25 protein-coding genes and 1 tRNA gene are annotated in these 25862 nt (G+C 68.2%); 15 read left to right on the top strand and 11 right to left on the bottom strand.

Translation table 11 applies throughout. The features are described 5' to 3' along the window. Nucleotides 1-72 precede the first annotated feature (72 nt). From otnK to M4960_RS18360, 3 genes are read left to right on the top strand one after another with little or no spacing between them, the layout of a single operon-like run. A complete protein-coding gene (gene otnK / locus M4960_RS18370) occupies nucleotides 73-1293 on the top strand; it encodes a 3-oxo-tetronate kinase (RefSeq protein WP_159572042.1) in 1221 nt (406 codons plus the stop codon). Further along, complete coding sequence (locus tag M4960_RS18365; protein WP_235035866.1) at nucleotides 1290-1961, top strand: class II aldolase/adducin family protein; 672 nt, start codon at nucleotides 1290-1292, stop codon at nucleotides 1959-1961. Before otnK ends, M4960_RS18365 begins: the two co-directional genes overlap by 4 nt. A gap of 4 nt (nucleotides 1962-1965) precedes the next feature. Further along, complete coding sequence (locus M4960_RS18360) at nucleotides 1966-2778, top strand: DeoR/GlpR family DNA-binding transcription regulator (RefSeq protein ID WP_173169640.1); 813 nt, start codon at nucleotides 1966-1968, stop codon at nucleotides 2776-2778. Here the strand turns inward: M4960_RS18360 and M4960_RS18355 are convergent. Continuing rightward, nucleotides 2768-3793, bottom strand: coding sequence for an alpha/beta hydrolase (locus M4960_RS18355; protein ID WP_248705031.1), 1026 nt, complete (start codon nucleotides 3791-3793; stop codon nucleotides 2768-2770). The genes M4960_RS18360 and M4960_RS18355 overlap by 11 nt on opposite strands. Nucleotides 3794-4068: 275 nt before the next feature. Between M4960_RS18355 and M4960_RS18350 the strand changes: the two genes are divergently transcribed. After that, nucleotides 4069-5076, top strand: coding sequence for a carboxypeptidase-like regulatory domain-containing protein (locus M4960_RS18350; protein WP_132100919.1), 1008 nt, complete (start codon nucleotides 4069-4071; stop codon nucleotides 5074-5076). Nucleotides 5077-5271: 195 nt separating this feature from the next. On the opposite strand, the gene M4960_RS18345 is transcribed toward M4960_RS18350, so the two are convergent. Continuing rightward, the gene (locus M4960_RS18345) at nucleotides 5272-5985 is read right to left on the bottom strand and encodes a GAF and ANTAR domain-containing protein (protein ID WP_131973727.1); all 714 of its coding nucleotides are present in this window, start codon (nucleotides 5983-5985) and stop codon (nucleotides 5272-5274) included. A 150-nt stretch (nucleotides 5986-6135) separates the two neighbouring features. On the opposite strand from M4960_RS18345, the gene M4960_RS18340 reads away from it, so the two are divergent. The 3 genes from M4960_RS18340 to M4960_RS18330 all read left to right on the top strand — a co-directional run bounded on the left by M4960_RS18340 (nucleotide 6136) and on the right by M4960_RS18330 (nucleotide 8544). Next, nucleotides 6136-6603: a hypothetical protein gene (locus M4960_RS18340; RefSeq protein ID WP_132100921.1), complete on the top strand. Its 468-nt coding sequence runs from the start codon at nucleotides 6136-6138 to the stop codon at nucleotides 6601-6603. A gap of 451 nt (nucleotides 6604-7054) precedes the next feature. Then, on the top strand, nucleotides 7055-7885 hold the full coding sequence (locus M4960_RS18335) for a hypothetical protein (protein ID WP_248705030.1): 831 nt from the start codon (nucleotides 7055-7057) through the stop codon (nucleotides 7883-7885). Continuing rightward, nucleotides 7882-8544: an ABC transporter ATP-binding protein gene (locus M4960_RS18330; RefSeq protein WP_248705029.1), complete on the top strand. Its 663-nt coding sequence runs from the start codon at nucleotides 7882-7884 to the stop codon at nucleotides 8542-8544. Before M4960_RS18335 ends, M4960_RS18330 begins: the two co-directional genes overlap by 4 nt. Before the next feature lie 70 nt (nucleotides 8545-8614). Here the strand turns inward: M4960_RS18330 and M4960_RS18325 are convergent, their stop codons facing one another. Continuing rightward, nucleotides 8615-8998, bottom strand: coding sequence for a hypothetical protein (locus tag M4960_RS18325; RefSeq protein WP_248705028.1), 384 nt, complete (start codon nucleotides 8996-8998; stop codon nucleotides 8615-8617). A 217-nt stretch (nucleotides 8999-9215) separates the two neighbouring features. Here M4960_RS18325 and M4960_RS18320 point away from each other — a divergent pair, with 217 nt between their 5' ends. Next, the gene (locus tag M4960_RS18320) at nucleotides 9216-9692 is read left to right on the top strand and encodes a hypothetical protein (protein ID WP_248705027.1); all 477 of its coding nucleotides are present in this window, start codon (nucleotides 9216-9218) and stop codon (nucleotides 9690-9692) included. A gap of 396 nt (nucleotides 9693-10088) precedes the next feature. On the opposite strand, the gene M4960_RS18315 is transcribed toward M4960_RS18320, so the two are convergent. Both M4960_RS18315 and M4960_RS18310 read right to left on the bottom strand, forming a co-directional pair. Continuing rightward, nucleotides 10089-10547, bottom strand: a complete 459-nt coding sequence (locus M4960_RS18315; RefSeq protein ID WP_248705026.1) for a hypothetical protein — start codon at nucleotides 10545-10547, stop codon at nucleotides 10089-10091. A gap of 23 nt (nucleotides 10548-10570) precedes the next feature. After that, nucleotides 10571-11314: a hypothetical protein gene (locus M4960_RS18310; RefSeq protein WP_248705025.1), complete on the bottom strand. Its 744-nt coding sequence runs from the start codon at nucleotides 11312-11314 to the stop codon at nucleotides 10571-10573. 347 nt (nucleotides 11315-11661) lie between these two features. Here M4960_RS18310 and M4960_RS18305 point away from each other — a divergent pair, with 347 nt between their 5' ends. The 3 genes from M4960_RS18305 to M4960_RS18295 all read left to right on the top strand — a co-directional run bounded on the left by M4960_RS18305 (nucleotide 11662) and on the right by M4960_RS18295 (nucleotide 14795). Continuing rightward, on the top strand, nucleotides 11662-12177 hold the full coding sequence (locus tag M4960_RS18305) for a GNAT family N-acetyltransferase (protein ID WP_248705024.1): 516 nt from the start codon (nucleotides 11662-11664) through the stop codon (nucleotides 12175-12177). 76 nt (nucleotides 12178-12253) lie between these two features. After that, the gene (locus M4960_RS18300; protein WP_173169630.1) at nucleotides 12254-13501 is read left to right on the top strand and encodes an MFS transporter; all 1248 of its coding nucleotides are present in this window, start codon (nucleotides 12254-12256) and stop codon (nucleotides 13499-13501) included. Between the two features lie 202 nt (nucleotides 13502-13703). Next, nucleotides 13704-14795: a nitronate monooxygenase gene (locus M4960_RS18295; RefSeq protein ID WP_173169629.1), complete on the top strand. Its 1092-nt coding sequence runs from the start codon at nucleotides 13704-13706 to the stop codon at nucleotides 14793-14795. A 336-nt stretch (nucleotides 14796-15131) separates the two neighbouring features. On the opposite strand, the gene M4960_RS18290 is transcribed toward M4960_RS18295, so the two are convergent. Next, the gene (locus M4960_RS18290) at nucleotides 15132-15581 is read right to left on the bottom strand and encodes a TetR/AcrR family transcriptional regulator C-terminal ligand-binding domain-containing protein (protein ID WP_165918893.1); all 450 of its coding nucleotides are present in this window, start codon (nucleotides 15579-15581) and stop codon (nucleotides 15132-15134) included. Nucleotides 15582-15773: 192 nt separating this feature from the next. Between M4960_RS18290 and M4960_RS18285 the strand changes: the two genes are divergently transcribed. Further along, nucleotides 15774-17015, top strand: a complete 1242-nt coding sequence (locus M4960_RS18285) for an FAD-dependent monooxygenase (RefSeq protein ID WP_173169627.1) — start codon at nucleotides 15774-15776, stop codon at nucleotides 17013-17015. Nucleotides 17016-17042: 27 nt separating this feature from the next. On the opposite strand, the gene M4960_RS18280 is transcribed toward M4960_RS18285, so the two are convergent. Continuing rightward, nucleotides 17043-18098, bottom strand: coding sequence for an HD domain-containing protein (locus tag M4960_RS18280; RefSeq protein ID WP_248705023.1), 1056 nt, complete (start codon nucleotides 18096-18098; stop codon nucleotides 17043-17045). Nucleotides 18099-18268: 170 nt separating this feature from the next. On the opposite strand from M4960_RS18280, the gene M4960_RS18275 reads away from it, so the two are divergent. Then, nucleotides 18269-19135, top strand: a complete 867-nt coding sequence (locus M4960_RS18275) for a GyrI-like domain-containing protein (protein ID WP_248705022.1) — start codon at nucleotides 18269-18271, stop codon at nucleotides 19133-19135. A gap of 168 nt (nucleotides 19136-19303) precedes the next feature. Here the strand turns inward: M4960_RS18275 and M4960_RS18270 are convergent, their stop codons facing one another. The 4 genes from M4960_RS18270 to M4960_RS18255 form a co-directional block, all read right to left on the bottom strand. Beyond that, complete coding sequence (locus tag M4960_RS18270; RefSeq protein WP_194647675.1) at nucleotides 19304-20110, bottom strand: isocitrate lyase/phosphoenolpyruvate mutase family protein; 807 nt, start codon at nucleotides 20108-20110, stop codon at nucleotides 19304-19306. A gap of 271 nt (nucleotides 20111-20381) precedes the next feature. Beyond that, nucleotides 20382-20455 (bottom strand) — tRNA-Pro (locus M4960_RS18265). Nucleotides 20456-20631: 176 nt separating this feature from the next. Continuing rightward, nucleotides 20632-21213 carry a hypothetical protein gene (locus tag M4960_RS18260; protein WP_248705021.1) on the bottom strand — a complete coding sequence of 194 codons (582 nt, stop codon included), beginning with the start codon at nucleotides 21211-21213 and terminating at the stop codon, nucleotides 20632-20634. Further along, a complete protein-coding gene (locus tag M4960_RS18255) occupies nucleotides 21210-22040 on the bottom strand; it encodes an endonuclease/exonuclease/phosphatase family protein (protein WP_248705020.1) in 831 nt (276 codons plus the stop codon). The genes M4960_RS18260 and M4960_RS18255 overlap by 4 nt, the downstream gene beginning before the upstream one ends. Before the next feature lie 70 nt (nucleotides 22041-22110). Between M4960_RS18255 and M4960_RS18250 the strand changes: the two genes are divergently transcribed. Then, complete coding sequence (locus M4960_RS18250) at nucleotides 22111-23601, top strand: hypothetical protein (protein ID WP_248705019.1); 1491 nt, start codon at nucleotides 22111-22113, stop codon at nucleotides 23599-23601. A gap of 76 nt (nucleotides 23602-23677) precedes the next feature. Then, nucleotides 23678-25825, top strand: coding sequence for an ATP-dependent DNA helicase RecQ (locus tag M4960_RS18245; RefSeq protein WP_248705018.1), 2148 nt, complete (start codon nucleotides 23678-23680; stop codon nucleotides 25823-25825). Nucleotides 25826-25862 lie beyond the last annotated feature (37 nt).

Genomic DNA, 25862 nt, shown 5'->3' with positions numbered 1-25862 from the left:
ACACGGATTCACGTGTATTCTCATTGGAGGACGCGCGCCGGAGAGCGGCGGGCATCGTCAGGAGGGAACGACATGGCCACGATGGGCGTCATCGCCGACGACTTCACCGGAGCGACCGACATCGCGACCGCGTACGCCGCCCGGGGCTACCGGACCGAGGTCCTCACGGCACCCGACGCGCGCGCAGACCCCGGAACGGACGTCTCCGTCGTGGCGCTGAAGACCCGGACGGCGCCGATCGACGTCGCCGTCGCCCAATCGCTCGCCGCGCACGACCGTCTCGCGGCAGCCGGCCACACGAGGTTCTTCCTCAAGTACTGTTCCACGTTCGACTCGACCGATCGCGGCAACATCGGACCGGTCCTCGACGCACTCGTCGAACGCACCGGTGCTGCACGCTGCGTCGTCGTCCCCGCGTTCCCCGACAACGGCCGCACCACCTTCCAAGGACACCTCTTCGTCTGGTCCGACCTGCTCGAGCACTCCTCGATGCGGCACCACCCGCTCACCCCGATGACGAAGTCACGCGTGGCCGACATCCTCCGCCCGCAGACCCGGCACACCGTCGGCGAGGTCCGTCTCACGACGGTGCAGGCCGGGCCGGAGGCAGTCCGGACAGCACTCGACGCGTCCGCAGATCCGTACGTCGTCGTCGACGCGGTCGACGACGACGACCTCGTCACGATCGCCGCGGCCACCGAGGGAGACGTCCTCCGGTCCGGCGGCTCCGGGCTCGCCCTCGGCGTCGCACCGGGCAGTGCGGACGCCACCGCCGCCTTCACCGCGCCCGTCGGCCGCCGCCTCGTCGTCTGCGGCAGCGCGTCTGCGCGCACCCGCGAGCAGATCGCATCCGCCGTCGCGGCCGGCTCCCCCACGCACCAGCTCGACGTCGCCCGGCTCGCCGTCGATGCACCAGCGGTCGTCCAGGAGGCCGTGGCCTGGCTCCGAGCGCAACCCGCGGACAGCGCACCCGTCGTCTACAGCGTCGGCGTTCCGTCCGACGTCTCCGCGGACGCCGACAGCTCGACCCGGATCGAGCACGCACTCTCCGAGATCGTCGACCGTGCGATCGCCGACGGCTTCGCACAGTGCATCGTCGCCGGCGGGGAGACGTCCGGCGCGGTGGTCTCGCGGCTCGGGATCCAGCGGCTCGTCATCGGTGCACCGATCGCCCCCGGTGTGTGCTGGGCAGAAGGGGTGACCGCATCGGGACGCCGCATCGCCATCGCACTGAAGTCCGGGAACTTCGGGTCGCCGGACATGTTCGTCACCGCATGGGAGGCCCTCGCGTGAACACCACCGACCCCTGGCTCGCCGACGTCACCGTTGCCCTGGCCGACACCGGCAAGCGCCTCGCGGCGGCCGGCCTGAGCCCCGGCAGCACCGGCAACATCAGCGTCCTCCGCGACGGACGGGTCGCGATGACCGGTACCGGCACCGACCTGAGCGACCTCCGCCCCGACGGCATCGCCGAGCTCACCCTCGACGGCACCCACGTGCACGGGCCGCGGCCGTCGAAGGAGGTCGCCATGCACCTCGCCATGTACGCCCGGAACCCGACGCACGGCGCATGCGTGCACGTGCACTCGCCGTTCTCCGTCGCTGCGTCCTGCCTCGCGCCGTGGTCCGCGACGAGCGCGATCCCACCGATCACCCCGTACTTCGTCATGCGTGTGGGGCAGACGCCACTCATCCCTTACCGGGCTCCCGGCCACCCGGAGATCGGCGCGCTCATCCGCGACGAGCCGACACCCTCCAGGGCCGTCCTGCTCGCCAACCACGGCCAGGTCGTCAGCGGGACGGACACGGCCGACGCCCTCGAAGCCGCCATCGAGCTCGAAGAGGCGTGCCGCATCAGTGTCCTGACCGCGGGACACGACCGACGACTGTTGTCCGAGGACGACGCGATCGAGCTCGCCGACCGGTACGGCACGCCGTGGACCCGACGATCGCTACAGTGACCGTGTGAGCGAGCCGCAGACGTCCGAACCGCCGCTCATCCCCGAGCAGCGGCGCGACCTGATCGTGCGCCACCTGCGGCAGGACTCCGTCCTGAGCTACCGCCAGCTCGCCGGTCTCCTCGGGGTCAGCCACATGACCATCCGGCGGGACATCGCCGAACTCGAGGAACAGGGCCGGGTCATCGCGACCCAGGGCGGCGCGAAGAGCGTCGCACGGGTTGCGAGCGAGCCGCCACGGATCGAGAAGTCCACGACCGAGGTCCGCGAGAAGGACGCGATCGCTGCCAGGGCAGCCCAGCTCGTCCACGAGTCCATGACGGTCTACCTCGACGCCGGGACGACCATCCAGGCGATGCGGCCCTACCTCGACCACCTGCACGACCTGACCGTCGTGACGAACGACCTCGTCATCGCGTCGTCGTACCTCGACCACCCCACGATCGAGGTCATCGTCGTCGGCGGACGCCTCGACAAGCAGAACCAGTCCACCGTCGGACGGCTCCCCTCGATCGTGCTCGCAGAGCTCTCGATCGACATCGCGTTCCTGAGCACCAGCTCGTGGGACCTCCGTCGCGGGATCACCATCCCGTCCGAGTCGAAGGTCGAGCCGAAGAAGGCGGCGGCGCGCGCAGCCGGTTCCACCGTGCTCGTCGCGACGAGTTCGAAGTACGGCACGTTCGGCCGGTACCGGGTCCTCGGACTCGACGAGTTGTCGACGATCATCACCGACGACGGCCTCCCTCTCCGCGATGCCGCGTCCATCGAGGCCGACGGTGGTGGCGGAACCTCCGTCGAACGCGTCACCGTCAGCCGCTGACACCATCGAGGCCCATCTGGGGGTGTCGGCCTCCGTCGTCCCGGGAAGGATCGCCGAGCAGTCGTCGGGTCCAGTCCGCGAGGGCCGCGGTCGCGGTCCTCGAGATCGCGGCGTCGGGCACCATGCTCGTGAACCCGTGGAAGGCACCGGGCCAGACGTGGAGCTCCGCGTCGACCCCCGCTGCCCAGAGGCGGCTCGCGAAGGCGACGTCCTCGTCGCGGAAGACCTCAGCACTGCCGCAGTCGATGTAGGTCTTCGGCAGCGCAGACAGGTCTGCGGCACGAGCCGGCGCGGCGTACTCGGAGACGTCAGGGGTGGCACGGCGTGGGCCGAGGTACGCGTCCCACGCGAAGCGGTTCATCTGGCGGTCGGCGACCCCGACGCCGTCGATCTGCTGGGTCGAGACGGTCTCGTCACGGTCGTCGAGCATGGGTGACACGAGGATCTGCGCCATCAGGTCGGGACCCTGCCGGTCACGGGCGAGCAGGGCCGTCCCCACCGCGAGTCCGCCGCCCGCGCTCTGCCCCGCGATGACGATCCGCGCCGGGTCGATGCCGAGCTCGTCGGCGTGTGCCGCCACCCAGACGAGACCGGCGTAGCAGTCCTCCACCGGGTACGGATCGGGGTACTCGGGTGCGAGGCGGTAGTCGACGCTGACGAGGACCACGTCGTGGTCGAGCAGCCAGTCGTCGAACGAGTCGAGGTTCCCGAGGTGGTGGCCGAACATCATGCCCCCGCCGTGGATCGAGTAGACGGCCGCGGTCGTTCCGGTGCGCTCGACACGGTCGATGATCGCGAGGTCGATGGGCTCACCGAGGTACCCCGGAACCGTGACGCTCCGCCGCTGGTACCCGCGAGAACGCAGGCGCTCGTCGACGACGTCCTCGGGCACGTCGAGCTGTCGCATGCGGGGCAGCATCTCCGCGGTGAGGGTGAACGGACCGCGGGCCTCGAGCGCCGTCAGGAAGGTCGCGAGTTCGGGGTCGAACGGCGGGCGAGCGATGGGGTCGGACACGGGCACACTCCTTCGATGAAGAAGTGGCGACTCCCGTGAGACGCGTGTGCGGTCCCGCCTGCCGGAGCAGCGCGGGATTTTTTCCCTCTGCCGAGGACAGTAGTGCACGCGACGCTCCGGAGCGCGCACCGCACTGTGCAAGAAGCCGCGGAAACGAGGTACTGAACGCCGACGTTCCTGGTGCGCAACCGGGACGCCGTCCTTCCCCACCACTCGCACGACGCGTACAGTCCCCCGCAAGGTACGACCGGTGGGCGGGGAACGCGATGCGACTGATGACGGGAACGACACTGGTCGTGGCGCTTGCCGCAGCAGCGATGGTCGGCCTGGCGCCGCCAGCGGCCGCGGCCGGGTCGGGGACGATCGCTGTGCAGCTCGCGACGCCGGACGGCACCCCGATCAGGTTGGCGGACGTCGAAATCGCTGCGATCGGCATCGACGCCGTCGTCGGGACCGCCACCACCGATGCCGACGGCACCGCGACGTTCACCGGCATCCCCGCCCCGGACACCGTGACGGTCACCACACGGCAACTCCCGCCGCGCGGAACGCAGACCTACGCCCCCGGACTCCGCTCGGCCATCGTGGTCCGCGGCGGCACGACGGTCGCGGTCACCGTGCCGCTCGTGATCGGCGCCACCGTGGAGGGCGGGGTGGTCGGCCCCTCGGGTCCCGCTGCTGGACGGTTGATGTACGCCTGGAACGAAGACACCTCGCAGGTGTTCCGGACGACCTCGGACAGCGCGGGCCAGTACCGGTTCGTCGGGTTGAGCACCGGGAAGTACCGCATCGAGGCCTACGCCAGCGGCACGGCGTCGCCCGCCGTCTGGAAGACCCGGGTGTACCAGCAGCGCGGGACCCTCCCAGCGTCGCAGGTGACGTTGTCGAGGCACTACGCACACAGCGACTACGACCTGGTCGTCTACGCCGACACGGCGTCCCGCACCCCGTCGCCGCTGCTCAGTGGCGCGCGCGTCACGGTGACGAACGCGACGACCGGTGCGTCGTTCTCGACCCGGTTCTCGACGCTGCTCGACAGCGAGCAGACGGCACAGTTCCAGATTCCCTCCGGGCAGTACTTGGTCGAGCTCCGGACAGTGGCGACGACCGCGACGCCGGCGCGTGTGCTGTGGCTCGGACGCCCCGGCGGCGTGTACCGGTACGTGACCGACCGGGCCCAGGCCGTCCCGGTGCGGGTCGTGTTCGGCGGATTCAACGGCTGGGGTGGGGCGGTGCCGGAAACGTCCGTGGCCGTGGCCGCTTCGACCGCAGCCACGTCGTGATCCACAGGACGGCGCTCCGGGTGACCGAAGCGGAAACGAGCGAAAGCGGCGACGCCGGGCGCGTGGCTGAGTCTGGCTGAGCGGCGCACCGCGCCAGCGGGGCGACGGCCGTGACGGGAGGGACGGTGTCAGCTGGCATCGGGCCTCCTGTCCGTCTGGAACACGTACCGGCGCAGCGTTGCGAGGGGGCGGGGACTAGCCGAGGGTGGTCCGTCCGGCGAGGACGGCGAGGGCGACCTCGGCGAGCGGGAGCTGGTTCCGCCGCGCGTGGTCGCGCAGCAGGGAGAACGCGGTCGCGGTGTCCACCCCGTTCCGGTTCGCGATCCACCCCTTCGCCTGCTCGATGACGGTACGGCTGTCGAGTGCTGCTTGCAGTTGCCCCTGCGTCGTCACCGCGTCGTCGATGGTGCGCTGCTGCATGAGCGAGACCGCTGCGATGTCGGCCAGTGCCCGCGCAGCGATGAGGTCGTCCTCGTCGAACGCGCCGGCGGACTCGCCGAACAGGTTGAGCGATCCGATGACGGTGGTCCGGAGCCGCAGCGGGATCGAGTGGACGGCTGTGTACCCGGCGTCAGCCGCGGCCCGGCAGAAGTGCGGCCATCGCGGCTCGGCCACTCGGACGTCGGGGATCGAGACCACGCTCCCCGTCCGCGCTGCCTCGAGACAGGGCCCGTCGCCGACTTCGAGCTGCAGGAGCTCGAGCAGTCCGCTGTGGTGCCCCACCGAGGCGGTGATCTGCAACCGGTGATCCGAGCCGAACAGCATCAGCCCGGCAGCGTGGACGTCGAACAACGCCGCCGACTCGTCCACCAGGTGCTGCAGGCGCCCGGTGAGGTCCTCTGAGCTGGTGGCGCTGCCGACCAGCGCGATGATCGTCTGCAACAGTCGTCGTTCGCGGTCGGCGCCCACGGGGTCACTCCAGATGCTGTGATCAGAAGTGGCCGGTCGTGCCCTGCTCCAGCAGTCGAAGACCGCGTGCCGCCACACTACGGCCCGGGGATGCGAACACGCCTGGCGCAACGACTCCCCGCTGGGGACTCGTCCAGATCACCGACCCGGGTGCGAACGGCCGACTGGGCGTCAGATCGTGCTGGCGTCGAGGACGAACCGGTACCGGACGTCGCTCGCGAGCATCCGTGTGTACGAGTCGTTGAGATCATCGACGACGGCACGAACCGCAGGACGAACGTCGACGCCGTGTCACCGGTCCTGGTCGCGCTCGGCGCGCTCGTCATCATGCTCATCGCCGTGGTCGCAGGTCTTCAGGCTGGACGATGGGAACTCCGCACCGCCGCCGTCCGCTTCACCACCGGGTTCCGACCGCTGAACACCCTTCGCAGCGCGGCCGCCAGAGTCGCTCTGATCGGCACCGCCGCCTGTACGACCGCCCTCGCGGGCGCGGCGGTCGTCAGGCAAACCACCACCCTCGACCTCGACGTCACCACCGCAGTCATCGCGGTCGGAAGCGTCGTGTTTGCCGTGTCCGTCGCTTCGTTCTGGCAGGGAAGCCGTCGATGGAACTGCTGAACGACCTTCGGTCCAACTGGACGATCATCGTCGCCAAGATCGTCCTGATCGTGCTGCTCGCACTCTGCTGGTACAACGTGGCGTCGTTCACCCAGTCCACGTCGCAGGCCGTGACCCAGGGCCTGTCCACTGTTGCCGATGCCGACCTCTACACGGTGATCGACGATCTCGACCCGGAGGCTTTCGAAGCGATTCGGCGAGACGAGCGCGCGCACTCGACGCAGTCGCCTCGTTCGTCGACCGCATCGATGACGAGCCCGGATTCAGGTTCATCTCCTCGTACGACCAACCCGTCACCGTCCAGGACTTCCGCGGCGACGATCGCTTCGACGTCGGCTACGGGACCGAGTACACGCTCAACGGGAAGTACCAGGACGAATCGGGGCGGAGTGTTCAGGACATCAAGTCCATCCAGCTCAACGAGACCGCGTTCGAGTTCGCGGGGCTCTCCGTGCAGGACGGCAAGCCGATCGATTGGGACGCCGTCGACTGGGCTTCCGGCCGGATCCCCGTGCTGCTCGGCAACGAGTACCGCGGCGTGTACGAGCTCGGACAGCGACTCACCGGCTCGGTCATCCTGCAGGAGCAGGAGCTCGAGGTCGTCGGTTTCCTCGAACCGGACAGCGCCATGTACTTCCGCGGTGAGGCCAACCACTACCTCGATGACACCGTGATCGTGCCCTACCCGCCGACACTCGCCGGACTCGACCGAGCAGCACTCGACCGGTTGGATCCCGAGCTGTTCGGACGCCTGGTGTTCCAGGTACTGAACGCCGACCTCGCCGTCGATCGCAGCCTCGATTTCGGTGGCGTCGTCGCGCGACTCGACGAGATCGGAGACGACACCGGCTTCGGGTCGTACACGTTGCTCGGAGTGCCGACCTACCTCGTGCAGCTCTCCCTCGTCCGCCAGCTCATCCAGGACAACATGGTGCTCGTCACCGCGCTGCTCGTCGTGCTCACCGCGGGCGTGGGCATCATCACGGCGTTCCTCGACCGACTTCTCCATCACCGTCGAGCGCCAGTCGCGCGGGTGCACCATCTCCTCGGGAAGAGCCCGAACCGCACGAACCGATTGTTCCGGGCAAGCCGCCTGACCGAGTACTCCGCCGCGTTCGGGCTCTTCCTCGCGACCAGCGCAGTGCTCCCCAACGACAGTTCGATGGCTCGATTCGGCGCCGGCACGGCCCTGCTCCTCTGGTGCATGGCGGACGGCGCACTCGGCCGACGAGCCGTCTGCGTCGAACTGACCACCCAACACCGAAGGGGTACCCCACGATGATCGTGCTGCGCGACGTCTCGAAGACGATCACCGAGCCCGACGGATCGACCAGAACGCTGTTCGACCGACTGCACTTCGACCTTCGCGAAGGCGATCGCTCCGTAGCCGTCACCGGGCGCAGCGGATCGGGCAAGAGCACGCTGCTCCGGGTCCTCGCCGGCCTCGACACCGACTTCACGGGGACCTACGGCCATGAAGGGCATGTGCTCGAGCGCTCCGCGTCCAGGATGGCGGCCCACCGGCTCCGACACATCGGCATCGTCACCCAGGACCACAGCCTGCTCGGGGACCGCAGCGTGCTCGACAACGTCCGGCTCGGAGTCCCTGCTCGTGCTGACTCGGCGGACCGAGCAAAGGAGGCCCTCGAGGCGGTCGGCATCGGTCACCTTGCCGGCAAGCGCCCACGACGACTGTCGGGAGGAGAGGCGCAGCGCGTCGCGATCGCTCGGGCCATCGCGAAGCGGCCGGCTGTCGTGCTCGCCGATGAGCCTACGGGAGCACTCGACGAGACGACCGAGGACGACGTGCTCGCCCTCTTCGATCAGCTGCAGCACGCAGGCACCAAGTTCGTGATCGTCACCCACAGTGAGCGCGTTGCAGAGCGATGCGGACGGCGACTCCACCTTCACCACGAACAGCTCATCGAGTGCGGTACGTGACGGACTGGAGGCACAGTGCCAGCTGGCATCGGGCCTCCAGTCCGTCAGTGGTTGCGCTCCAGATCCCCGATCACGCGTGCGCAGTACGGTCGCGGCTGAAGAACTCGGCGAACATCTCCCGTTTCGCCGCGTGTGAATCGAGGTCGAGCTCCAGTCCTTCCATGTTGAGGTCGGTCCCGAACAGTCGCAGGATTCCCGAGCCATTCGGATCCGCGGTTTCGAGTGACACCGAGAACAGCGTCGGCGACGTGTCGCCAGCAGCAATCCGCCGAGCTTCTGCGAACGCCGCGCGGTACGTCGCGTCGGTGACGCGGATCACACTGACCGAGCAACTCGTGGCGTCCCAGTCGGGCGCGACCATCTCGGCGCTGGGTGCATGGAAGAAGTGCACGACGAACGTGTCGCGCTCGCCTTCGGCGCCGTAGTGCCGCTCGTCCACTGCTTCGATCTGCACGAACTCATTCTCGCTGCCAACCGAGCGTGCGCAAGAGGACCAGCTCACGGGAGCCGACCAGGGCGCTACGCTCGGCTCGGCTTCGGCACGCGGGGGTCGCTCACGGAGAAGAATCGATCGAGACAACAGCAATGAAGGCACGCCTCGCAAGAACACCCTGGGGAGAGCACACCGGTCGAGACGACCTGGTCATCATCTGGGCTCTTATCGTGGTCGGGTGGCGGACACGATTCTTGATCAGCAGAATGGAGCCATGACGACGTCTGCCGATCTTTCTTGGATCGGGATCACGAAGGAACAGCAAGGCATCCTCGAGACGCGGCACTTCATCGGCAACAACGGGTGGGATCACAACGGGCAGACCGACAAGATGATGCCGCGGCTGTTGGAGTGCGCGGTGACCGTCGACCTGTCGCTCGCTCGAATCAAGGAGGCCATGGCCGCGGTTGGGCACTCTCGGAACGAGCTGCCAGCGGGTTATGTTGGCCCCGTGGACGTTCTGAGCGCGAAGGTCTTGGGCACGATCGCCTTCGCCTTCGGCTTGGTGTTCATCACGACGTCGGTCGTCCGTTTCATCCGGCCGGATCTCGACGTGGTCCTGGCCATCGTGAACACCGCGCTTGGCATCTTCTGGCTCGGCGCGGGCATCTGGTTGTGGCGCTTCGCCCTTCGGAAGGCGAAGCGCGATCGGTAACGGATCCCTTCCCGAGTCGATGTCGGTCTGCCAGCAGTCAGCTGTCGAGTGCGATGACCCACGGGATCAGCAGGAGCCCCGCGACGATGAGCAATCCGATCCCGGGCCAAAACCACGGAGCACTAGTTCCGCGCTCGGCTTTCGCCTGGCCAATCCCATCTCGACGAATTGCAATGACAGCAGCGCGCCCGATGAGCCCGAGCCCCGTCAGCGCGATGACCATGAGCCCCCACCACGTCCACCACGAGAACTCCACAAGACGAGCATGCCGGATGAGACGCACTACCGATCGCGACGGGTACCAGCCGGTGTGCTCGCTCGCCGGTCGATTACCGGACGATCACGGCTCCGCTTACCACCCATCGCCCAACGAAAGGGTGACGGCGTACTTACCTGTCACCGGCTGACTGTGGCGTCTCGAAGGTGAATGAGGCGGGTTGGCGAGTCGAACCTGCTAAAGAGATTCAGCTCTTCGTCGTAGGTGATGGAAGCAAGGAGAGAACGGTCCAAACGGTGTCGAAGGACGAGCACGGTGAAGCCGTCCCCGTCTTCTGCGTCGGTCGGATGCCAGTCGGACTGATCACCACCCCAGATGAACATGCTGTCGGGATAGATGAGGCTCACGGCCGGATGGGGGCGCTTGCTGTGCCCCTCACCGATGCGCTCGTTGTAGCCGTCGGAGACGATGGTGCGTTGCGTTGCGACGTGGATGGCGGTCCAGCTGGCGTCCCGGAGGTCGGTCTTCACACTCCACTCGTCGACACCGTTGAAGTCCTGCATGAGGACTGTCGCGGTGACGCTACGGTCGGTGTCTGCTCTGATGGCTTCACGAATTGCGTCGATGCGGTTGTTCACGTGCGCTCCTCCTCTTGAGTGTTTCAGCCGAAGACCGGCGCTTCCTTGCCGTCCGGGTACCGGCAGCTGTCTCCCGGGGTGCACAGGAAACGGTACGTGGAGAGGCCGAGGTTGAGGTTGAACGTGTGCGCACGCTCGTAGTCCTGGATCTTCATGTTGCCGAGCTTGAAGATGTAGGTGCCGTTGTGTGTTCCGCCCATCGACCCGGTGAAGTTGAAACCGTCGCCGGAGAGGTTCGAGTAGCCCGTGGAGTCCACCGTCCGGCTGGGCAGGAGTCCTTCCATCTGCTCAAGAGTGATGCCACCGCTGAGGTCCACGTTGTAGTTGCGGAGGACGGAGAAAGCGGACAGGCCGAAGATGTGCTTGTCGGTCTGCAGTCCGATGGTGAACGTGAGGTCGATGCAATTGCTCCAGGAGCCGTTGGTCGGGTCGTTCGCCTGTCCGTAGATCACGCCGTAGACGATGTCGCTCGACGATGGAGCCCAGATCGTGCGCACGGGGGTGCTGTTGTAGCAGCCGACGCTGTCGGCACGGGCGTTCGACGGTGGCGCGAGGTTCGCCGCCTCTTCGGAGGACATGGTGATGAGGCAGGCAAAGTCGCCTGTTCCACCGCTGGTGGTGAGGTCGGTTGCCGCTTGGACGCAGGCTTGACCAGCTGCGCCGTTGTCGTCGGTCGCTGACGTGGCCGCGCTGGCGGGGCCAGCAAGCCCGAAAGTGCTCAGGAGGACAAGGGTCGCTGCGCTGAAGGCGGCGGGTCTGAACTTCATCGTTGAAGCCTTTCTCGTTGCTGTCGGCGTACCTGAATAACCGTACAGACGAGCCGCGATGTCTCGAGTGGGTGTTTCGCCCCACTAGCTTGTACCCCTTTCGGGGGTTGCGGATCGCCGTTCAAGCAAACTCGTCAGCGCAGCCAGCCGAGCCATCGCCCCCGGAAGGCGCTGTGCGCGCGCAATGCTGCTGTAGCGGTGACGTGCATCACCCTCCTGCTTATCGGGTTCTTCAGCGGCAGTTGAAGATCACGACGCTACGGGCGTCCGGTAATCGATCGGCTGTCGGGCGGTCGGCGACGGCGCTTCCGCTCGTATCCGCTTAAATCACCCCGTAGCGTCGTCCTATGGATCAAGACGTGCTGGTGGTCGAAGCGGCCAGCGCCACGGACATTCCTGCAGCTCAAGCGCTCATCGACGGTGCGAGGCAGTGGCTGCGCTCGCGTGGGATAGACCAGTGGCAAGACCCCGTCCCGGATGCTGTTCTACTCCGCGACGCCGAGCAGGGGAATCTCTTCGTCGTGCGTCAGCACCAGGTGATCGTGGCCATGGTCACCGTGTCCGACTCGGACTCCGAGACGTGGGGCATGGAGAGCAGCTCCGCTGTGTACGTGCACCGACTGGCCGTTGCGCAGACTCATCGTGGCAGCCGGCTCGGACAACGACTGCTGGTGTGGGCAGAACACAGAGCTACCGAGCGCGGAGCGGCCCTCGTGCGGCTCGACTGTGCGACGGACAACCCGGGCTTGCGGCGCTTCTACGAACAGCTACGGTTCCGGCACGTTCGCGACGTGACGGTGACAGCCCTCGAGGGCGGGCGGCAACTCGCTTCCAGCCTCTACGAACACGAGCTGGTCCGGTAGCCGGTCGGCTACCGAGACAGGGACGCGGAGTGCGACCTCTCTTGCTCGCAGCGTTGCGGTCTGCCAGCGTTGGCCCATGGGCGACGACGTGACCACCCTGCGTCGAGTGCCCGGGTTCCGCCCGTACTGGTCTGCCGCGACCGTCTCGTCGTTCGGATCAGCAGTGAGCGCGGTGGCCGTGCCAGTTCTCGTGGTGACGGTGCTGCACGCTAGCCCGTTCGAAGTAGGACTGGTCAACGCTGCCCAGTCTCTGCCGTACGCATTGTTCGGTTTGATCGTCGGCGCGTACGTCGATCGGTTCCGGCGGAAGCCACTCTTGATCTGGGCGAGTGTCGGTCGCGGCGTGTGCCTGAGCGCGATTCCGGTCCTTTGGTTGACCGGGCTCTTGAACCTCTGGGTGACGGCGGCGGCGTTGTTCGTGTTCGGAATCTTGTCCGTTGTGGGATTCGCCGCCACGCAGTCCCTCCTCCCTCGGATCGTTCCTCGCCCTCTCCTGCTGGCAGCGAATGCGCGGGTGGATCAGAGTGACGCGGCAGCGCAGACGGTGGGCCCGGCTCTCGGAGGTGTCCTGGTCAGCATCGTGACCGCGCCGGTGGCCATAGCGCTCGATGCGGTGAGCTACTTCGTCGACGCTGTCCTCATCGCCCGCGTCCGCGTTGTCGAGCAAACGGCAGCACGCCGGGCCGGCGCGCGGCTGCGGCGCGACATCGCTGACGGTCTGCGGTGGACGTACGGTCATCCGACACTCGCACCGCTGGCGCTGTCGACACATCTCTGGTTCCTCGCCAACGCCGCCGGACTGACGGTATTCGCGACCTTCGCACTCCGTACCCTCGCGCTCCCAGCGGCCGTGTACGGGGCCATCCTCGCAGTCAGCGGAGTCGCGATGCTCCTCGGTGCCACTGCGGCGCCGCGCCTCGGCACACGCTTCGGCGCAAGCCGAACGATCATCGCCGCACGAGCCGCCTACCCGATCGCATGGGCGGCCATCACGCTCACGACCGTTGGCCTCGGTGTTGCAGCACCACCGGGGTCCGTCGTGGTCTTGTTCGTCGCGTTCGCCGTACACGGCGCTGCCGCGGGCTGCGAGAACGCGAACGAAATGAGCCTCCGCCAGACCGTCACACCCGACGCGCTTCTCGGCCGGATGAACGGCACGATGCGCAGCGCGAACAGAACCCTTGCGGCTGCGGGAGCAGTGGGCGGCGGCGCACTCATGACCGTCGCTGGGGACGGCGTCGCACTGCTCGCGGTCACCCTCGTGTTCGCTGGCGCCGTCGTCGTCGCGATGTGCTCGCCCCTCAGAACGAACGCCGTTCGGTAGAGGATCGTCTATCAAGACTCAGTGACCGGTCAATCCTGATGAGCATCGCACTCGCAGCCTCTCGAACCGGTCGGGCGTTTCACATCACGGTAGCTGCGGGAAGGGTGTAAGCGTCGTATTCTCTCCCGGCAGCCCCCGACCCGGACCTGACGGACAAGCATGGAGGAAAATCGTTGCTTGAGGTCCTGCACTAGGAGGAGTGATGAACGACGACGCGCACGTCGGCGACGTCCCGTCGAACTACGCCCTGCCCGCACCGTTGAATCGGAGCGAACCCGTCTGGGTTGCACCGATGGCCGGCGGTGCGTCATGCCCCGCGCTGGTGATCGCTGCAGCCGAGGTGGGGCACTTCGCGCAACTCGCCGCCGGATACAAAAGTGCCGCGGCGATGGTTGTGGAGATCCAAGCAGTCCGCGCGGCGGGTACGCGATTTTTCGGCGTGAACCTGTTCACGCCGAACGTCCACCCCATCGCTGAGCAGGAATACGCCCGGTACGCGGACACCCTTCAGAGCGACGCTCTCCGCCTGGGCGTCACCGATTACCCGGCCCCGCTCACCGAGGACAACGACGACTGGGACGCGAAGATCACCGCGCTGATCGACGACCCCGTGCCCTTGGTGAGCTTCACGTTCGGCCTGCCCACCCCGAACGTTGTCGAAGTGCTCCACGGTGCTGGTTCTCTGCTCATGCAGACTGTCACATCCGTCGACGAAGCACGTCGTGCGGAGGATCGCGGCGTCGACATGCTCATCGTTCAGGGATTCGCGGCCGGCGGCCACAGCGGGATATGGCACGCTGACGTTCTCCCACCCAACGTGCCACTCGCACGGCTCATCGCTGACGTTCGGGCGGCAGTCACCCTGCCGATCATCGCCTCCGGCGGGATCGCCACTCCGGAAGACGTCCGCATCGCACATGCGGCGGGCGCCTCAGCGGTGGCGGTCGGTACCGCCGTACTGTGCTCCGATGAGAGTGGTGCCTCCCAGGTCCATAAAGCCGCGATCGTCGGCCGGCGGTACACCTCCACCGCCCTGACCCGCGCGTTCACAGGCCGTCCCGCTCGGGCGCTGGTCAACCGATTCGTCAGCGACCACGATGACGCCCCGAGCGGCTACCCAGCACTGCATCACCTAACCCGCCCACTCCGCACCGCCGCAACCACGGCAGTAGACCCGTCCGCACTACATCTCTGGGCCGGCCAGAGCTGGCGGCTCGCACGAACAGGGCCCGTGGCCACCATCCTCCGCCAACTCACCACAGGCTCATCAGGGCACCACTCCACTCTCGACTGATATCCGGGGCATGAACCCGGCATGCCTGCGCCGAAGTCTGGAACGGTGGGGTCGTCTTGGCCGCCCTCGTCGCCTGGGTGTTCGTGTTCCGAGCGCTCTACCGCCGCGGCTACTGACCCATCCTCGTCGGCGCACGTGACCGTCCCGCTGGCCGATCGGTCAGCGGTCGCGGCGACCCGCAGAACTTCACAGGCGCCCCTTCCTCTGCTCGCTATCGAGAGGGAGTCACGCCTCGATTCCTATCGGACGACAGCAGCGCTCACCTCAATGGAGCGTGCGGGGTCCTCGAAGTCGGTTTGCCGCCGGGGGAAGTAGCCGGTAGCAGCGGAGTCGACCCTAGACGGTTCGGAGCACGGTGTTCACGAGGCGTTCCGTGTCTTTGGCTGGGTCGAGTGGGGCGCCGAGTTGGGCCCAGAGGTACGCCGGTGCGATCACGAGTTCGATGCATCCCAGGCCGTCGATCGTGGTGACGTCAGCGGCGTCGAGCATCGCCTGGAAGTCGTCGATTCGAGGCTTCACGAGCTCGCTGACCGCCTCGAGGTCCGGCGCTGCCTGCGATGCGGCGAGGAGTGCCCGCAGCAACCCGAGCGCGTGCGGCCCGCGGAGGCTTGTGAGGAGTCGGCCGATGTACCCCGTGAGGTCGGCGCGGAGGTCGCCGGTCGCCGGGACCGGGGAAGCCTGCCGGACGTCGCTGACCATGACGTCGAGCAAGAGTGACTCGATTGTCTGCCACCGGCGGTACACCGTGGTGGCGTGCACCCCGGCGCGGTTCGCGACTGCGGGCACCGTCAGTTCTGCTTCAGGATCCGCAAGCGTCGCCCGGACCGCGGCGAGTACGGCTTCGCGCGTGCGAGCAGTGCGCCCACCAGGGCGACGAGAACCGGCAACTTCTGGCATAACTCCACCCTATTGCACAGCCAGCTGCGTTAGGTATGCTTCAAGCTACTAACGCAACGTAAGTTGCAAGAACGGAGCATCATGACCACCGCGCTCATCGTCGGAGCTGGCATCGCCGGCGACACCCTCGCACTTTGTCTCGCCCGCGACGGATGGGAGGTCACCGTGGTGGAGATCGCGCCCGCGCTCCGGACCGGCGGACAGACCGTCGACCTGCGCGGCGACTCCCGGCAGGTCCTCGTCGACCTCGGGATCATCGGCGCCGCACTCGAGCACCTGATCCCGCAGCGCGGCATTGCCTGGATCCGCGCTGACGGCAGTCGGATGGCCGAGATGCCGGTCGAGGCGTTCGGGGGTCGCGGGTTTATCTCTCGCGAGGAACTCCCGCGGGCAGACCTCGCACGTCTCCTGCATGACGAGGCGCGCGCGGCCGGTGTCGTGCACCGGTTCGCGGACACGGTCGACGCTCTCACCGACACGGTCGAGGGGATCGATGTGCGCTTTCGTTCCGGGCGCTCGGGATCGTTCGATCTCGTCGTCGGCGCGGATGGAACGCATTCCCGAACGCGGGCGCTCCGCTTCGGCCCCGAGTCCCGCTACCGGAAGCCCCTTGGTCTGGCGCACGCCTGGTTCACCCTTGATGAGCAACCGGAGACGCCTCTGCTGGATGGTTGGGCGCTGTCCTACAACGAGCCGGGTCGTCGCGGCCTGACCGCTCGGCCCGGCCATGACGGTCAACAGGAGATCGGGATGACGTTCGCGGCGTCCACCGTGCCTCGCGATCGGGATGAGCAGCTCACTCTCCTCGGCAATGTGTTCGCCGGCACCGGGTGGCGTGCTGCCGAGTTCCTCCGAGCAGCACGAACCGCGCCGGACTTCGCACTCGACACGTACGACCAGATCCTCCTACCCGACATCTGGTCCGACGGACGCGTGGTCCTCATCGGTGATGCCGCGTGGAGTGCCAGCCCGCTCAGCGGCCTCGGGACCGCACTCGGTCTCCGCGGTGCAGCAGAACTCGCCCACGCACTGCGCCAGCACGGCGTGCACGGAGATGCGTCCGGAGTGCGGGTGGCCGCGGCGCTGCAGACGTTCGAAGGTGCCATGCGACCCAGGGCCGCCGCAGCGCAGAAACTGCTTCCGGGCCGTGTCCCCATGGTCGCTCCGAAACGGCAATGGGGTATCCGGGTGAACGCCGTCGCGATGCGCATGCTCCAGGCACGCGCCCTCCTGAGCGTCGTCGGGTTCGTGGCAGGCAGCCGCGGCCACGATCCCGCATCCGCTGAGAACGCCGCATCTTCGCCCACACCCGACGCGCGGTAGAGGATCCGTTGCCGGTCGCGGTCGGGCCTACGCGACGGGGGCCTGGCCCTTGGTTCTCTGAACGCTCACCCGCATCGGAAGGTCCTGCTGCAAGGCGTCGACGCGGGGGTCGAAAGTAGGTTGACCGTCACTCATGGGGAGATCGAGGTAGCTCCGCCGAATCACGTGCGAGAAGGGCGCGCCGTGACTGTTGTCCCGGTGACGACGGAGGTACCAATGCTGAGGATGACGTCGCAACGACGCTGCGTCGACACGGGTCTCATCGGCGGAGAGCAGAAGTGACCACAGTTCGTCGTCAGTCCTGCCGGCCAGGACGGTCGGTTCGAGGGCTCCCGTGCCGAGGAGACGACTGACCAAGCCACGCATGACGGCGACGGGGACGAGGTTTGCTGCGCTTCTCTGCGCGTGGGCTTCGCCGATCGCGAGGTCCGTGAGTTCCACCACATCGACCGGATCAGCATCAACGGCTCCGTCGCGCAAACGCAGCCGTCGCAGCAGCTCATGTGGTGCGGACCGCGTGCGCCCGTGCGCCTGCCCGCTACGCAAGAAGGAGTCGAGGTGGTCCAGCTTCAGTCCACCGTGCACTGCCGTGAGCGCCGAGGGGAGGCTCCCGTCATCGAGTGCGATGATCGTTTCAGCATCGCTATCGAGTGTCACATCTGCGGCGAAGATCGCAGTGATCCGCTGTCGGGTGAGGCGGTGGTGGTCGAGACCCGCGAGGCCCTCGAGTGTGTGACTGAACGGCAGATGGCCGACATCGTGCAACAACGCTGCGATCCGCGAAGGGTGATCCTCGGACGCGAAGTGGGCCACGAGGGCAAGCACGCCGAGCGAGTGCTCGAGGCGAGAGTAGGTCTGAACCGTTGTGATCGAGGCGGCTCCCGCATGTGCGATGAAGGCCAGACGCCGCACCGGCCAGGTGCGGAGGAGACGCTGCTCCGTTTCTGTCAGGCTCACTTCGATCCGCCACAGCGGGTCAAAGAACACCCCGTCGTTCCCCAACGTGTCGATCGCGTCCCCGTGCACAATGGCCTCTCTGCCGTCCCCGTCGACGGTATCGGAACGAACAGCGATTTCCAGCAAGCTCGCTCAGACTGGGCCCGATCCGCTCCGGCTACGCACACGTGACGGGTTGCGTCCGATAGACGATCGGCTAACGGGCACGTTCCGGAGCACAGAGGCGATCCGATCGGACCGCGATAGTAGGGTGCCGACCGTTATGACCCGGAAGTGTGGGTGTCGAAGGAGGCGGCATGATCGCGGAGCTCAACAGACTGGTCGAACTGATCGAAGGTCGCCTGAACGACAACCTCGACGTTGCATCCTTGGCGAGGGAACTCGGCACGACGGAGTACCACCTCCGTCGAATGTTCTCGTCACTCGCTGGGATGCCCCTTTCGGAGTACATCCGGCGTCGGCGAATGTCAGTCGCGGCAGCGGATGTCCTCGGACACGGAAACCTGCTGAGCATCGCGGTGCGGTACGGCTACGGCTCCACCGAGGCATTCGGTCGAGCGTTCCGATCAGTGCACGGTGTCAGCGTCGGCAGCGTCAAGCGAAATGGCGGCCCCCTTCGAACGCAACCGCAGCTCAGGTTCCGCCTGACCGTAGAAGGGAACATCACCATGGACACCCGCATCACCGATCGACCGGCGTTTCACCTCATCGGCCACGCCATCCGCGTGCCCCTCATCCACGAGGGCATCAACCAGCAGATCCAAGCCCACATCGCCTCACTTCCGGCAGCAGAACACGCACGCCTCAAAGCCCTGAGCGACACCGAACCGGCCGACCTGCTTCAGGTCAGCGCCGACGTCGACCCGGACTACACCGAGGGGAGCGAACTGACCTACCTGCACGGAGTAGCCGTCACGGGGAAGGCGCCGATGATCGGAGATCTCGACACGATCGAGGTTCCGGCCGGCACGTGGGCCGTGTTCCACACCGAGGGCGAGTATCCGGCTGCGCTGCAAGAGGCATGGGCCGCGACCGCGACCGACTGGTTCCCGTCGAACCCCGGGCGGCTTCGGCCTGGACCGTCCATCGTCGCGGTACTCGACCGCGCCGGCGACTTCAGCACGGCCACCTGCGAGCTCTGGCTCCCTGTCGAGCGCGCTTAGTAGAGAAGGACCTGTCGGCCGTGGGATGCAGGCAGGTCCGCCGCCCGTTGATGGATCGGTCGCCGAGACCTTCACCATCAACCCTTGGATTAGCCGAGGCAGACATGCAAGGAGCGAAGAGGACCAACGTCATTCGACGTTGGTCCTCTTCCTTCGTCGCGGACCTCGCTAGAACAGCGAGTTCAGCTCGCCGTAGTCGACGGCCGGCGTCAAGGACCCGTATGTGCCGGCAGTCAGCAGTTCCATAGCGGCCGATCGAGCAATCTCGTACGCGGCCTGCGCCATGCCCGAACCGACGCTCACGCGGGCCACTCCGAGTTCTGAGAGCTGCGCGGCAGTCAGGGAGCCGGGGCCGACCATCACGTTCAGCGGGCCGTCGATTGCCTCAGCCAGCGCTCTGATCGTGTCGGCGTCGCCAACTCCGGGTACGAAGACACCATCTGCTCCTGCTTCGAGGTACCGGTGTGCCCGATGGAGGGTCTCAGCGAAGCGCTGCTCCGGCGAGACCAGGCCGGCGAGGTACACGTCCGTCCGCGCGTTGATGAACATCGGTACCCCGGCACGACCCGCTGCACGTCGAGCCGCGCCGATACGGTCCATGAGCTCAGCTGCGGGCAGTGCGCCGTCCTCGATGTTGATGCCGACTGCACCGGCTTCGAGAACTGCGTCGACCGTGTGTTCCACCCCGTCTGCGTCGTCGGCGTAGCCGGCCTCGATGTCAGCGGTGACCGGCACAGTCACCGCGCCAGCGATCCGAGAGACTGCCGCGACGGCCTCCTCGCGCCCGAGCGCGTTACCGTCCGCATGACCGAGCGACCATGCGACACCTGCGCTGGTGGTAGCGATGGCTGGCGCACCCGCACTCTCGACGAGTCGGGCGCTTGCTACGTCCCAGGCGTTGGCGAGAAGGAGCGGCTGTGCGAAGTCCTGGTGGAGCGTGTGGAAGGCGGCGGCCTGCGTGGTTCTGTTGTTCACCTGCTCAGTTCAGCCGAGCCGCGCTTCAGTTTCTGGCGGATATCGGACGACGCGGTCAGCGTTACAGCGGTTTCAATAGCCGGTCCCCCAGCGAATCTCGGACTCCGAACCAAACCGGATACAGCTGCCGCAAGGACGGTGTCTCACATAGGTGGTCCGCTCATCGTCGCAGTGAGGGACCCCTATGCGTACGACCCCACGACCGCTACTGAAACGAAGAAGCCCACCGAGATCCTCGGTGGGCTTCGTCGTCGTGTCAGACACGTTTCGGTCGGGCTGACAGGATTTGAACCTGCGACCCCTTGACCCCCAGTCAAGTGCGCTACCAAGCTGCGCCACAGCCCGCGAGTTCCGGAGAACTCAGGATCCCGGAGGACCCTCGCCCGCGTCCGACCGGAGCGCGAGCGACCGGTCCAGCATAGCGGACGCCAGACCCCCTCCGCGCCACGGCGAGTCGGACCGAGCAAGCAACCAGAGCCGCCCGAACAACCCGAACGACATGATCACCCCGGACGAGACCGTCACCCCGCCCGCACCACTTCGCGCCGCGCCGCCAACCACGGCAACCCGAGCCCGACGAGCAACCCGCCGGCCCCGTCCGCCGCCAGGTCCCCGATCGTGTCGTCGTACCCGACGTAGATCGCCGAGTCGACGAAGTTGTGCCCCAGCCACTCCCCCATCTCCCACGCCGCCCCGATGGCGAGCCCTGCACACAGCCCGAGGACCGCGACGACCACCCGGCGCTCTCCGTCCGGCGCCGGCACCGCGCGCAGGTCGGCACCGATGACGTACAGCACGGCGGCGAGCAGCCCGGTGAGCACGACGTGCATGAACTTGTCCCACAGGAACACGCTCGTGTACCACTCGAGCACGCTCGACCACCCCGCGAGGAGCACGAGCACGCACACCGCCAGGTCGAACGCCGGCCGCAGCCCGAGCATCCGCGGCACCACGACCCCGAGCAACGACAGCGCCATCACCGGCAGCGCGGTCCCGCCCCACCCGATGCTCGCGACGAGCAGGCTCACGAGCGTCAGGGCACGCACCACGTCGGCCACCAGGAACCCCGGCCGCAGGAACGTCGGCCCGAGCGCCCGGATCACGACGCCCACCGCACGACCGCGTGCACGGCCGCGTGGTCGGACGGCCACACCCCGCCCGGCCGTCGGTTCGACACGGCCACCCGGTCGACGGTCGCGTCCGGCGTCACCAGGACGCCGTCGATGCGCCGGCCACCGACACGCGGGCTCCCGTAGTGCGGGTACGTCCCGTACGGCTCGCCCACCTGCCTGGAGGCCCGCCCCCAACTGTCGACGACGCCAGCGTCCGCCAGTGCTCGCCATGGTGCGGACCCTGCCGGGCTGTTCCAGTCGGCCATCACGACGGCGGGCAGACCGCGCTGTCGCACGATCCGGCCGAGGAGTTCGGCGGACCGCAGTCGGGCCCACGGCGATGCGACGTCGAGGTGCGTCGCGATGGCCAGGAACCGGACGCCGGTCGCGCGGTCGTCGACGACGGCCCCGACGGCGTGCCGGGGGAAGGACGTGGCCCACGAGCGGGATCCCGGACGGCTCGGCGTGCGGGACAGCGCCCAGGTGCGCTGCTCGACGACGTCGAGGCGGGAGCGGTCCAGGAAGAGCCCGACCTGCTCGCCACCGCCGCGCGCGCCGCGCCCGACCAGGACGGGCTCCCAACCCGACCCGAGGCCGGCCGTGAGGTCGTCTGCCTGCGTGGGGAGGGCCTCCTGGACGGCGAGGACGGTGGGCGCTTCGGACGTGACGAGCGCGGTGATCGCATCGCGGCGACGCTCCCAGGCGTCCGGGTGTGCGGACGGTCGCGGCACGCGACGGCGCACGTTGAGGGTCATGCAGTGGACCTCGGGCGACCGGACGGCTCCGATGAGCGGGTGGTCGTCGGGGTGGTGGGGCATGCCTCCCTTCTACGAGACGACACCCGTCGGATTCCCAGGGACCTCTCCGCGTGGCTCGTAGGGTGGCCCGATGCGTTCTCGTTCCACCCCTCGTGTCCTCGTCGCGATCGCGGTCTCCGGACTGCTGCTCGGAGCCGCCGGGTGCACGTCGAGCGGCCCGGACACGAGCCGGCCGACCCTCGCGAAGGCTTCGGCGACGACCGTGACGGTCGCCGATGCCTCCGACGCTGCCGCACGGTCGGTGCGCGTGAGCAAGGCCCTGTTCGCGAGTGCTCCCGGCGCGATCGTCGCGACGGCCGGCGATGCCGATGCGATCTCCGGAGCGGCGAAGGCCGCGGCGAGCGCCCACGTCCCGGTGCTGTTGACCGCGAAGAACGAGAAGGGCGCGAAGAGCAGCGCTACCGTCGCCCGCGAGCTCGATCGGCTCGGGGCCGACTGGTACCAGGCCGAGGGCGACGTGGCGCTCGACACGGACGTCGAACAGCGGAAGGCACCCGAGGGTGGCGACGCGCCGGAGTCGAGCCGGGCCTCCCGGCAGGCGACCGTGGTGGTGGCGGACGCGAGCGCGGACGCTGCTGCCGTGGCGACCGCGAAGGCCGCAGGAGCGAAGGTCGTGACCATGCCGCAGGGCGTGACCGACCCGGCTGCCGCACCCGACGTGGTGACGGCGCTGCACGAGCGGAAGCAGCACCCGACCGTCCTGGTCGGCGCGGCGTTCGACGCCCTGCAGGACCCGGAGTGGACGGTGCGGGCGGCCGAGGGCGGCTTCCAGCTGCGGAACGGCGGCCAGCGGCCGTTCGACGGGCACCGCTACGTGGCGCTGTACGGGGCTCCCGGGGCGCCGGCGCTCGGTGTGCTCGGCGAGCAGGGGCCGGAGGCCACCGTCCAGCGCGCTGAGCAGGTCGCGAAGCCGTACCGGGCCGAGTCCGACGAGCTGGTGACGCCTGCGATGGAGGTCATCGCGACCGTCGCCGCTGGGGACGCCGGGGCGGACGGCGACTACTCGACCGAGCTGCCCGTGTCGACGCTCGAGCCCTACGTCGACGCCGCGCACGACGCCGACATGCCCGTGATCATCGACCTGCAGCCGGGCCGCTCGGACTTCCTGTCGCAGGCGAAGAAGTACGAGTCGCTGCTGAAGAAGCCCGGGGTGTGGCTCGCGCTCGACCCGGAGTGGCGGCTGACGAAGGACCAGGTGCCGCTCGAGCAGATCGGCAGCGTGTCGGCGTCCGAGGTGAACGAGGTGTCCTCGTGGCTGGCCGCGCTCGTGAAGGACGAAGGACTGCCGCCGAAGGCGCTCGTGCTGCACCAGTTCCGGCTCTCGATGATCCAGGACCGTGATGCGCTGAAGACCCACCCGGAGCTCGACATGCTCGTGCACGTCGACGGGCAGGGGTCGCAGCCGGACAAGCAGGCGACGTGGAAGGCGCTGCACCAGGGCGCACCCGAGGGCCTGCACTGGGGCTGGAAGAACTTCTACGACGAGGACACGCCCATGCTGACGCCCGGGCAGACGATGGCGGACGTGCAGCCGACGCCGTCGTTGGTCACCTACCAGTAAGGCCCGGTTGGTCCGGTTGTCCACAGCCGGGAGGCGCGGGTCGGCTTTCGTCGGTTGCTGCTGACAGCATGGGGGCATGGACACCCCCACCGCCGCTCCGCCTGTCGTCTCGCCGTCTGCAGACATCGCCGCCGAGGCACAGCAGGCGCTCGCTGCGCTCACCGGGCGCCCCGACGCGGTCTTCCACCCCGGCCAGCTCGAGGCCATCTCCGCCCTGGTCGAGCACCGGCAGCGTGCCCTGGTCGTGCAGCGCACCGGGTGGGGCAAGTCCGCGGTGTACTTCCTCGCGACCCTGCTGCTCCGGCGCCGTGGTGGCGGCCCGACCGTCCTGGTGTCGCCGCTGCTCGCACTGATGCGCGACCAGGTGGCTGCGGCTGCCCGGGCGGGGGTCCGTGCGGTGTCGATCAACTCGGCGAACGCGCACGAGTGGGGCGAGACCCAGGCCGCGCTCGCTCGTGACGAGGTCGACGTGCTCCTCGTCTCCCCCGAGCGCCTGAACAACCCGAAGTTCCGCGACGAGCAGATGCCGACCCTGATCGCGCGGATGGGCATGCTCGTGGTCGACGAGGCGCACTGCATCTCGGACTGGGGTCACGACTTCCGGCCGGACTACCGCCGGTTGGCCGAGCTCATCCGCTCGCTCCCCCACGGGGTCCCCGTCCTGGCCACCACCGCGACGGCGAACGAGCGCGTGGTCGAGGACGTCGCCGAGCAGCTCACCGCCGGACCGGCCGACCCGGTGTTCACGATCCGCGGGTCGCTCGCCCGGGCATCGCTGCGCTTGGGCGTGCTCACGCTGCCCGACGCCCGGCAGCGGCTCGGCTGGCTGCTCGCGCACCTCGGCGACCTGCCCGGCAGCGGCATCATCTACACGCTCACGGTCTCGGCGGCCGAGGACATCGCCCGGCTGCTGCGCGACAACGGGTACGCCGTCCGGGCCTACACGGGGCGCACCGACACCGACGAGCGCGAGCAGCTCGAGCAGCAGCTCAAGGGCAACGAGCTGAAGGCCCTGGTCGCCACGAGTGCGCTCGGCATGGGGTTCGACAAGCCGGACCTCGGGTTCGTCGTGCACGTCGGCGCTCCGTCGTCCCCCGTCGCCTACTACCAGCAGATCGGTCGTGCGGGTCGTGCCACCGACAACGCCGACGTGCTGCTGCTGCCCGGGCGTGAGGACCGTGAGATCTGGCAGTACTTCGCGAGCGCGTCGATGCCGACCGAGGCTCGGGCCTCCGCCGTGCTCGGCGCCTTGTCCACCGACACCGCGATGTCGACGGTCGCGCTCGAGGGTCTGGTCGACATCAAGCGCTCCACCCTCGAGCTCCTGCTCAAGGTGCTCGACGTCGACGGGGCGGTTCGACGCGTCACCGGCGGCTGGGTCTCCACCGGGCAGCCGTGGCAGTACGACGCCCCGCGGTACGAGCGGGTCGCCGCGGCACGTTCCGCCGAGGCCGCCTCGATGCTCGACTACGAGTCCACCTCGGCGTGCCGCATGCAGCTGTTGCAGCAGGACCTCGACGACCCGTCCGCGGAGCCCTGCGGCCGGTGCGACAACTGCGCCGGGGCGTGGTTCCCGACCGCGGTCTCCGACACGGACTCGTCCGGTGCGGCTGCCGCGCTCGACAAGGTCGGTGTCGAGATCGCGCCGCGTGCCCAGTGGCCGTCGGGCATGTCGTCGCTCGGAGTCTCGGTACGGGGCAAGATCGGCGCCGACGAGCTCGTGCAGCCCGGCCGTGCAGTGGCTCGTCTGACCGACCTCGGCTGGGGCGGGCCGCTCCGTGCGCTGTTCTCGCCGTCCACGCCCGATGCCCCGATCTCCCGCGAGCTCGTCGACGGCTGTGTCCGGGCGCTCAAGGACTGGCCGTGGGAGACCCGGCCGACCGGGGTCGTGGCGATGTCCTCGCGGTCGCGGCCGCAGCTCGTGGGGTCACTCGCCCAGGCGCTGTCGACGATCGGGCGGCTGCAGTTCCTCGGCACGCTCGACCGGAACGGCGGCACACCCCGCGGCGACGGTGCGACGAACAGCGCGTACCGGTTGTCCGGCGTGTGGGACACGTTCCAGGTCGGCCCCTCGCTCGCGGAAGCACTGCAGTCCCACCAGGGCCCGGTGCTGCTCGTCGACGACCTGGTCGACAGCCGGTGGACGATGACCGTCGCGGGCCGCGAACTCCGGCGTGCCGGGGCCGCCGCCGTGCTGCCCTTCGCGCTGGCCACCGTCGCGTAGCGCTGCGCGCGCGTACGGACTCGGAACGACTTCCTCG

The sequence above is a fragment of the Curtobacterium sp. MWU13-2055 genome (genome assembly GCF_023242305.1).
In the GTDB taxonomy this organism is placed as follows: Bacteria; Actinomycetota; Actinomycetes; order Actinomycetales; family Microbacteriaceae; genus Curtobacterium.
Note: the sequence above shows the minus strand (reverse complement) of the source record. Positions and strands in the feature narration are given on the sequence as shown.

Excerpts from the sequence above, each read along its gene's own strand:
- otnK (WP_159572042.1), top strand. The coding sequence starts at position 73 with ATGGCCACGATGGGCGTCATCGCCGACGACTTCACCGGAGCGACCGAC.
- M4960_RS18350 (WP_132100919.1), top strand. The coding sequence starts at position 4,069 with ATGACGGGAACGACACTGGTCGTGGCGCTTGCCGCAGCAGCGATGGTC.
- M4960_RS18330 (WP_248705029.1), top strand. The coding sequence starts at position 7,882 with ATGATCGTGCTGCGCGACGTCTCGAAGACGATCACCGAGCCCGACGGA.
- M4960_RS18310 (WP_248705025.1), bottom strand. The coding sequence starts at position 11,314 with ATGAAGTTCAGACCCGCCGCCTTCAGCGCAGCGACCCTTGTCCTCCTG.
- M4960_RS18305 (WP_248705024.1), top strand. The coding sequence starts at position 11,662 with ATGGATCAAGACGTGCTGGTGGTCGAAGCGGCCAGCGCCACGGACATT.
- M4960_RS18300 (WP_173169630.1), top strand. The coding sequence starts at position 12,254 with ATGGGCGACGACGTGACCACCCTGCGTCGAGTGCCCGGGTTCCGCCCG.
- M4960_RS18295 (WP_173169629.1), top strand. The coding sequence starts at position 13,704 with ATGAACGACGACGCGCACGTCGGCGACGTCCCGTCGAACTACGCCCTG.
- M4960_RS18285 (WP_173169627.1), top strand. The coding sequence starts at position 15,774 with ATGACCACCGCGCTCATCGTCGGAGCTGGCATCGCCGGCGACACCCTC.
- M4960_RS18275 (WP_248705022.1), top strand. The coding sequence starts at position 18,269 with ATGATCGCGGAGCTCAACAGACTGGTCGAACTGATCGAAGGTCGCCTG.
- M4960_RS18255 (WP_248705020.1), bottom strand. The coding sequence starts at position 22,040 with ATGCCCCACCACCCCGACGACCACCCGCTCATCGGAGCCGTCCGGTCG.
- M4960_RS18250 (WP_248705019.1), top strand. The coding sequence starts at position 22,111 with ATGCGTTCTCGTTCCACCCCTCGTGTCCTCGTCGCGATCGCGGTCTCC.
- M4960_RS18245 (WP_248705018.1), top strand. The coding sequence starts at position 23,678 with ATGGACACCCCCACCGCCGCTCCGCCTGTCGTCTCGCCGTCTGCAGAC.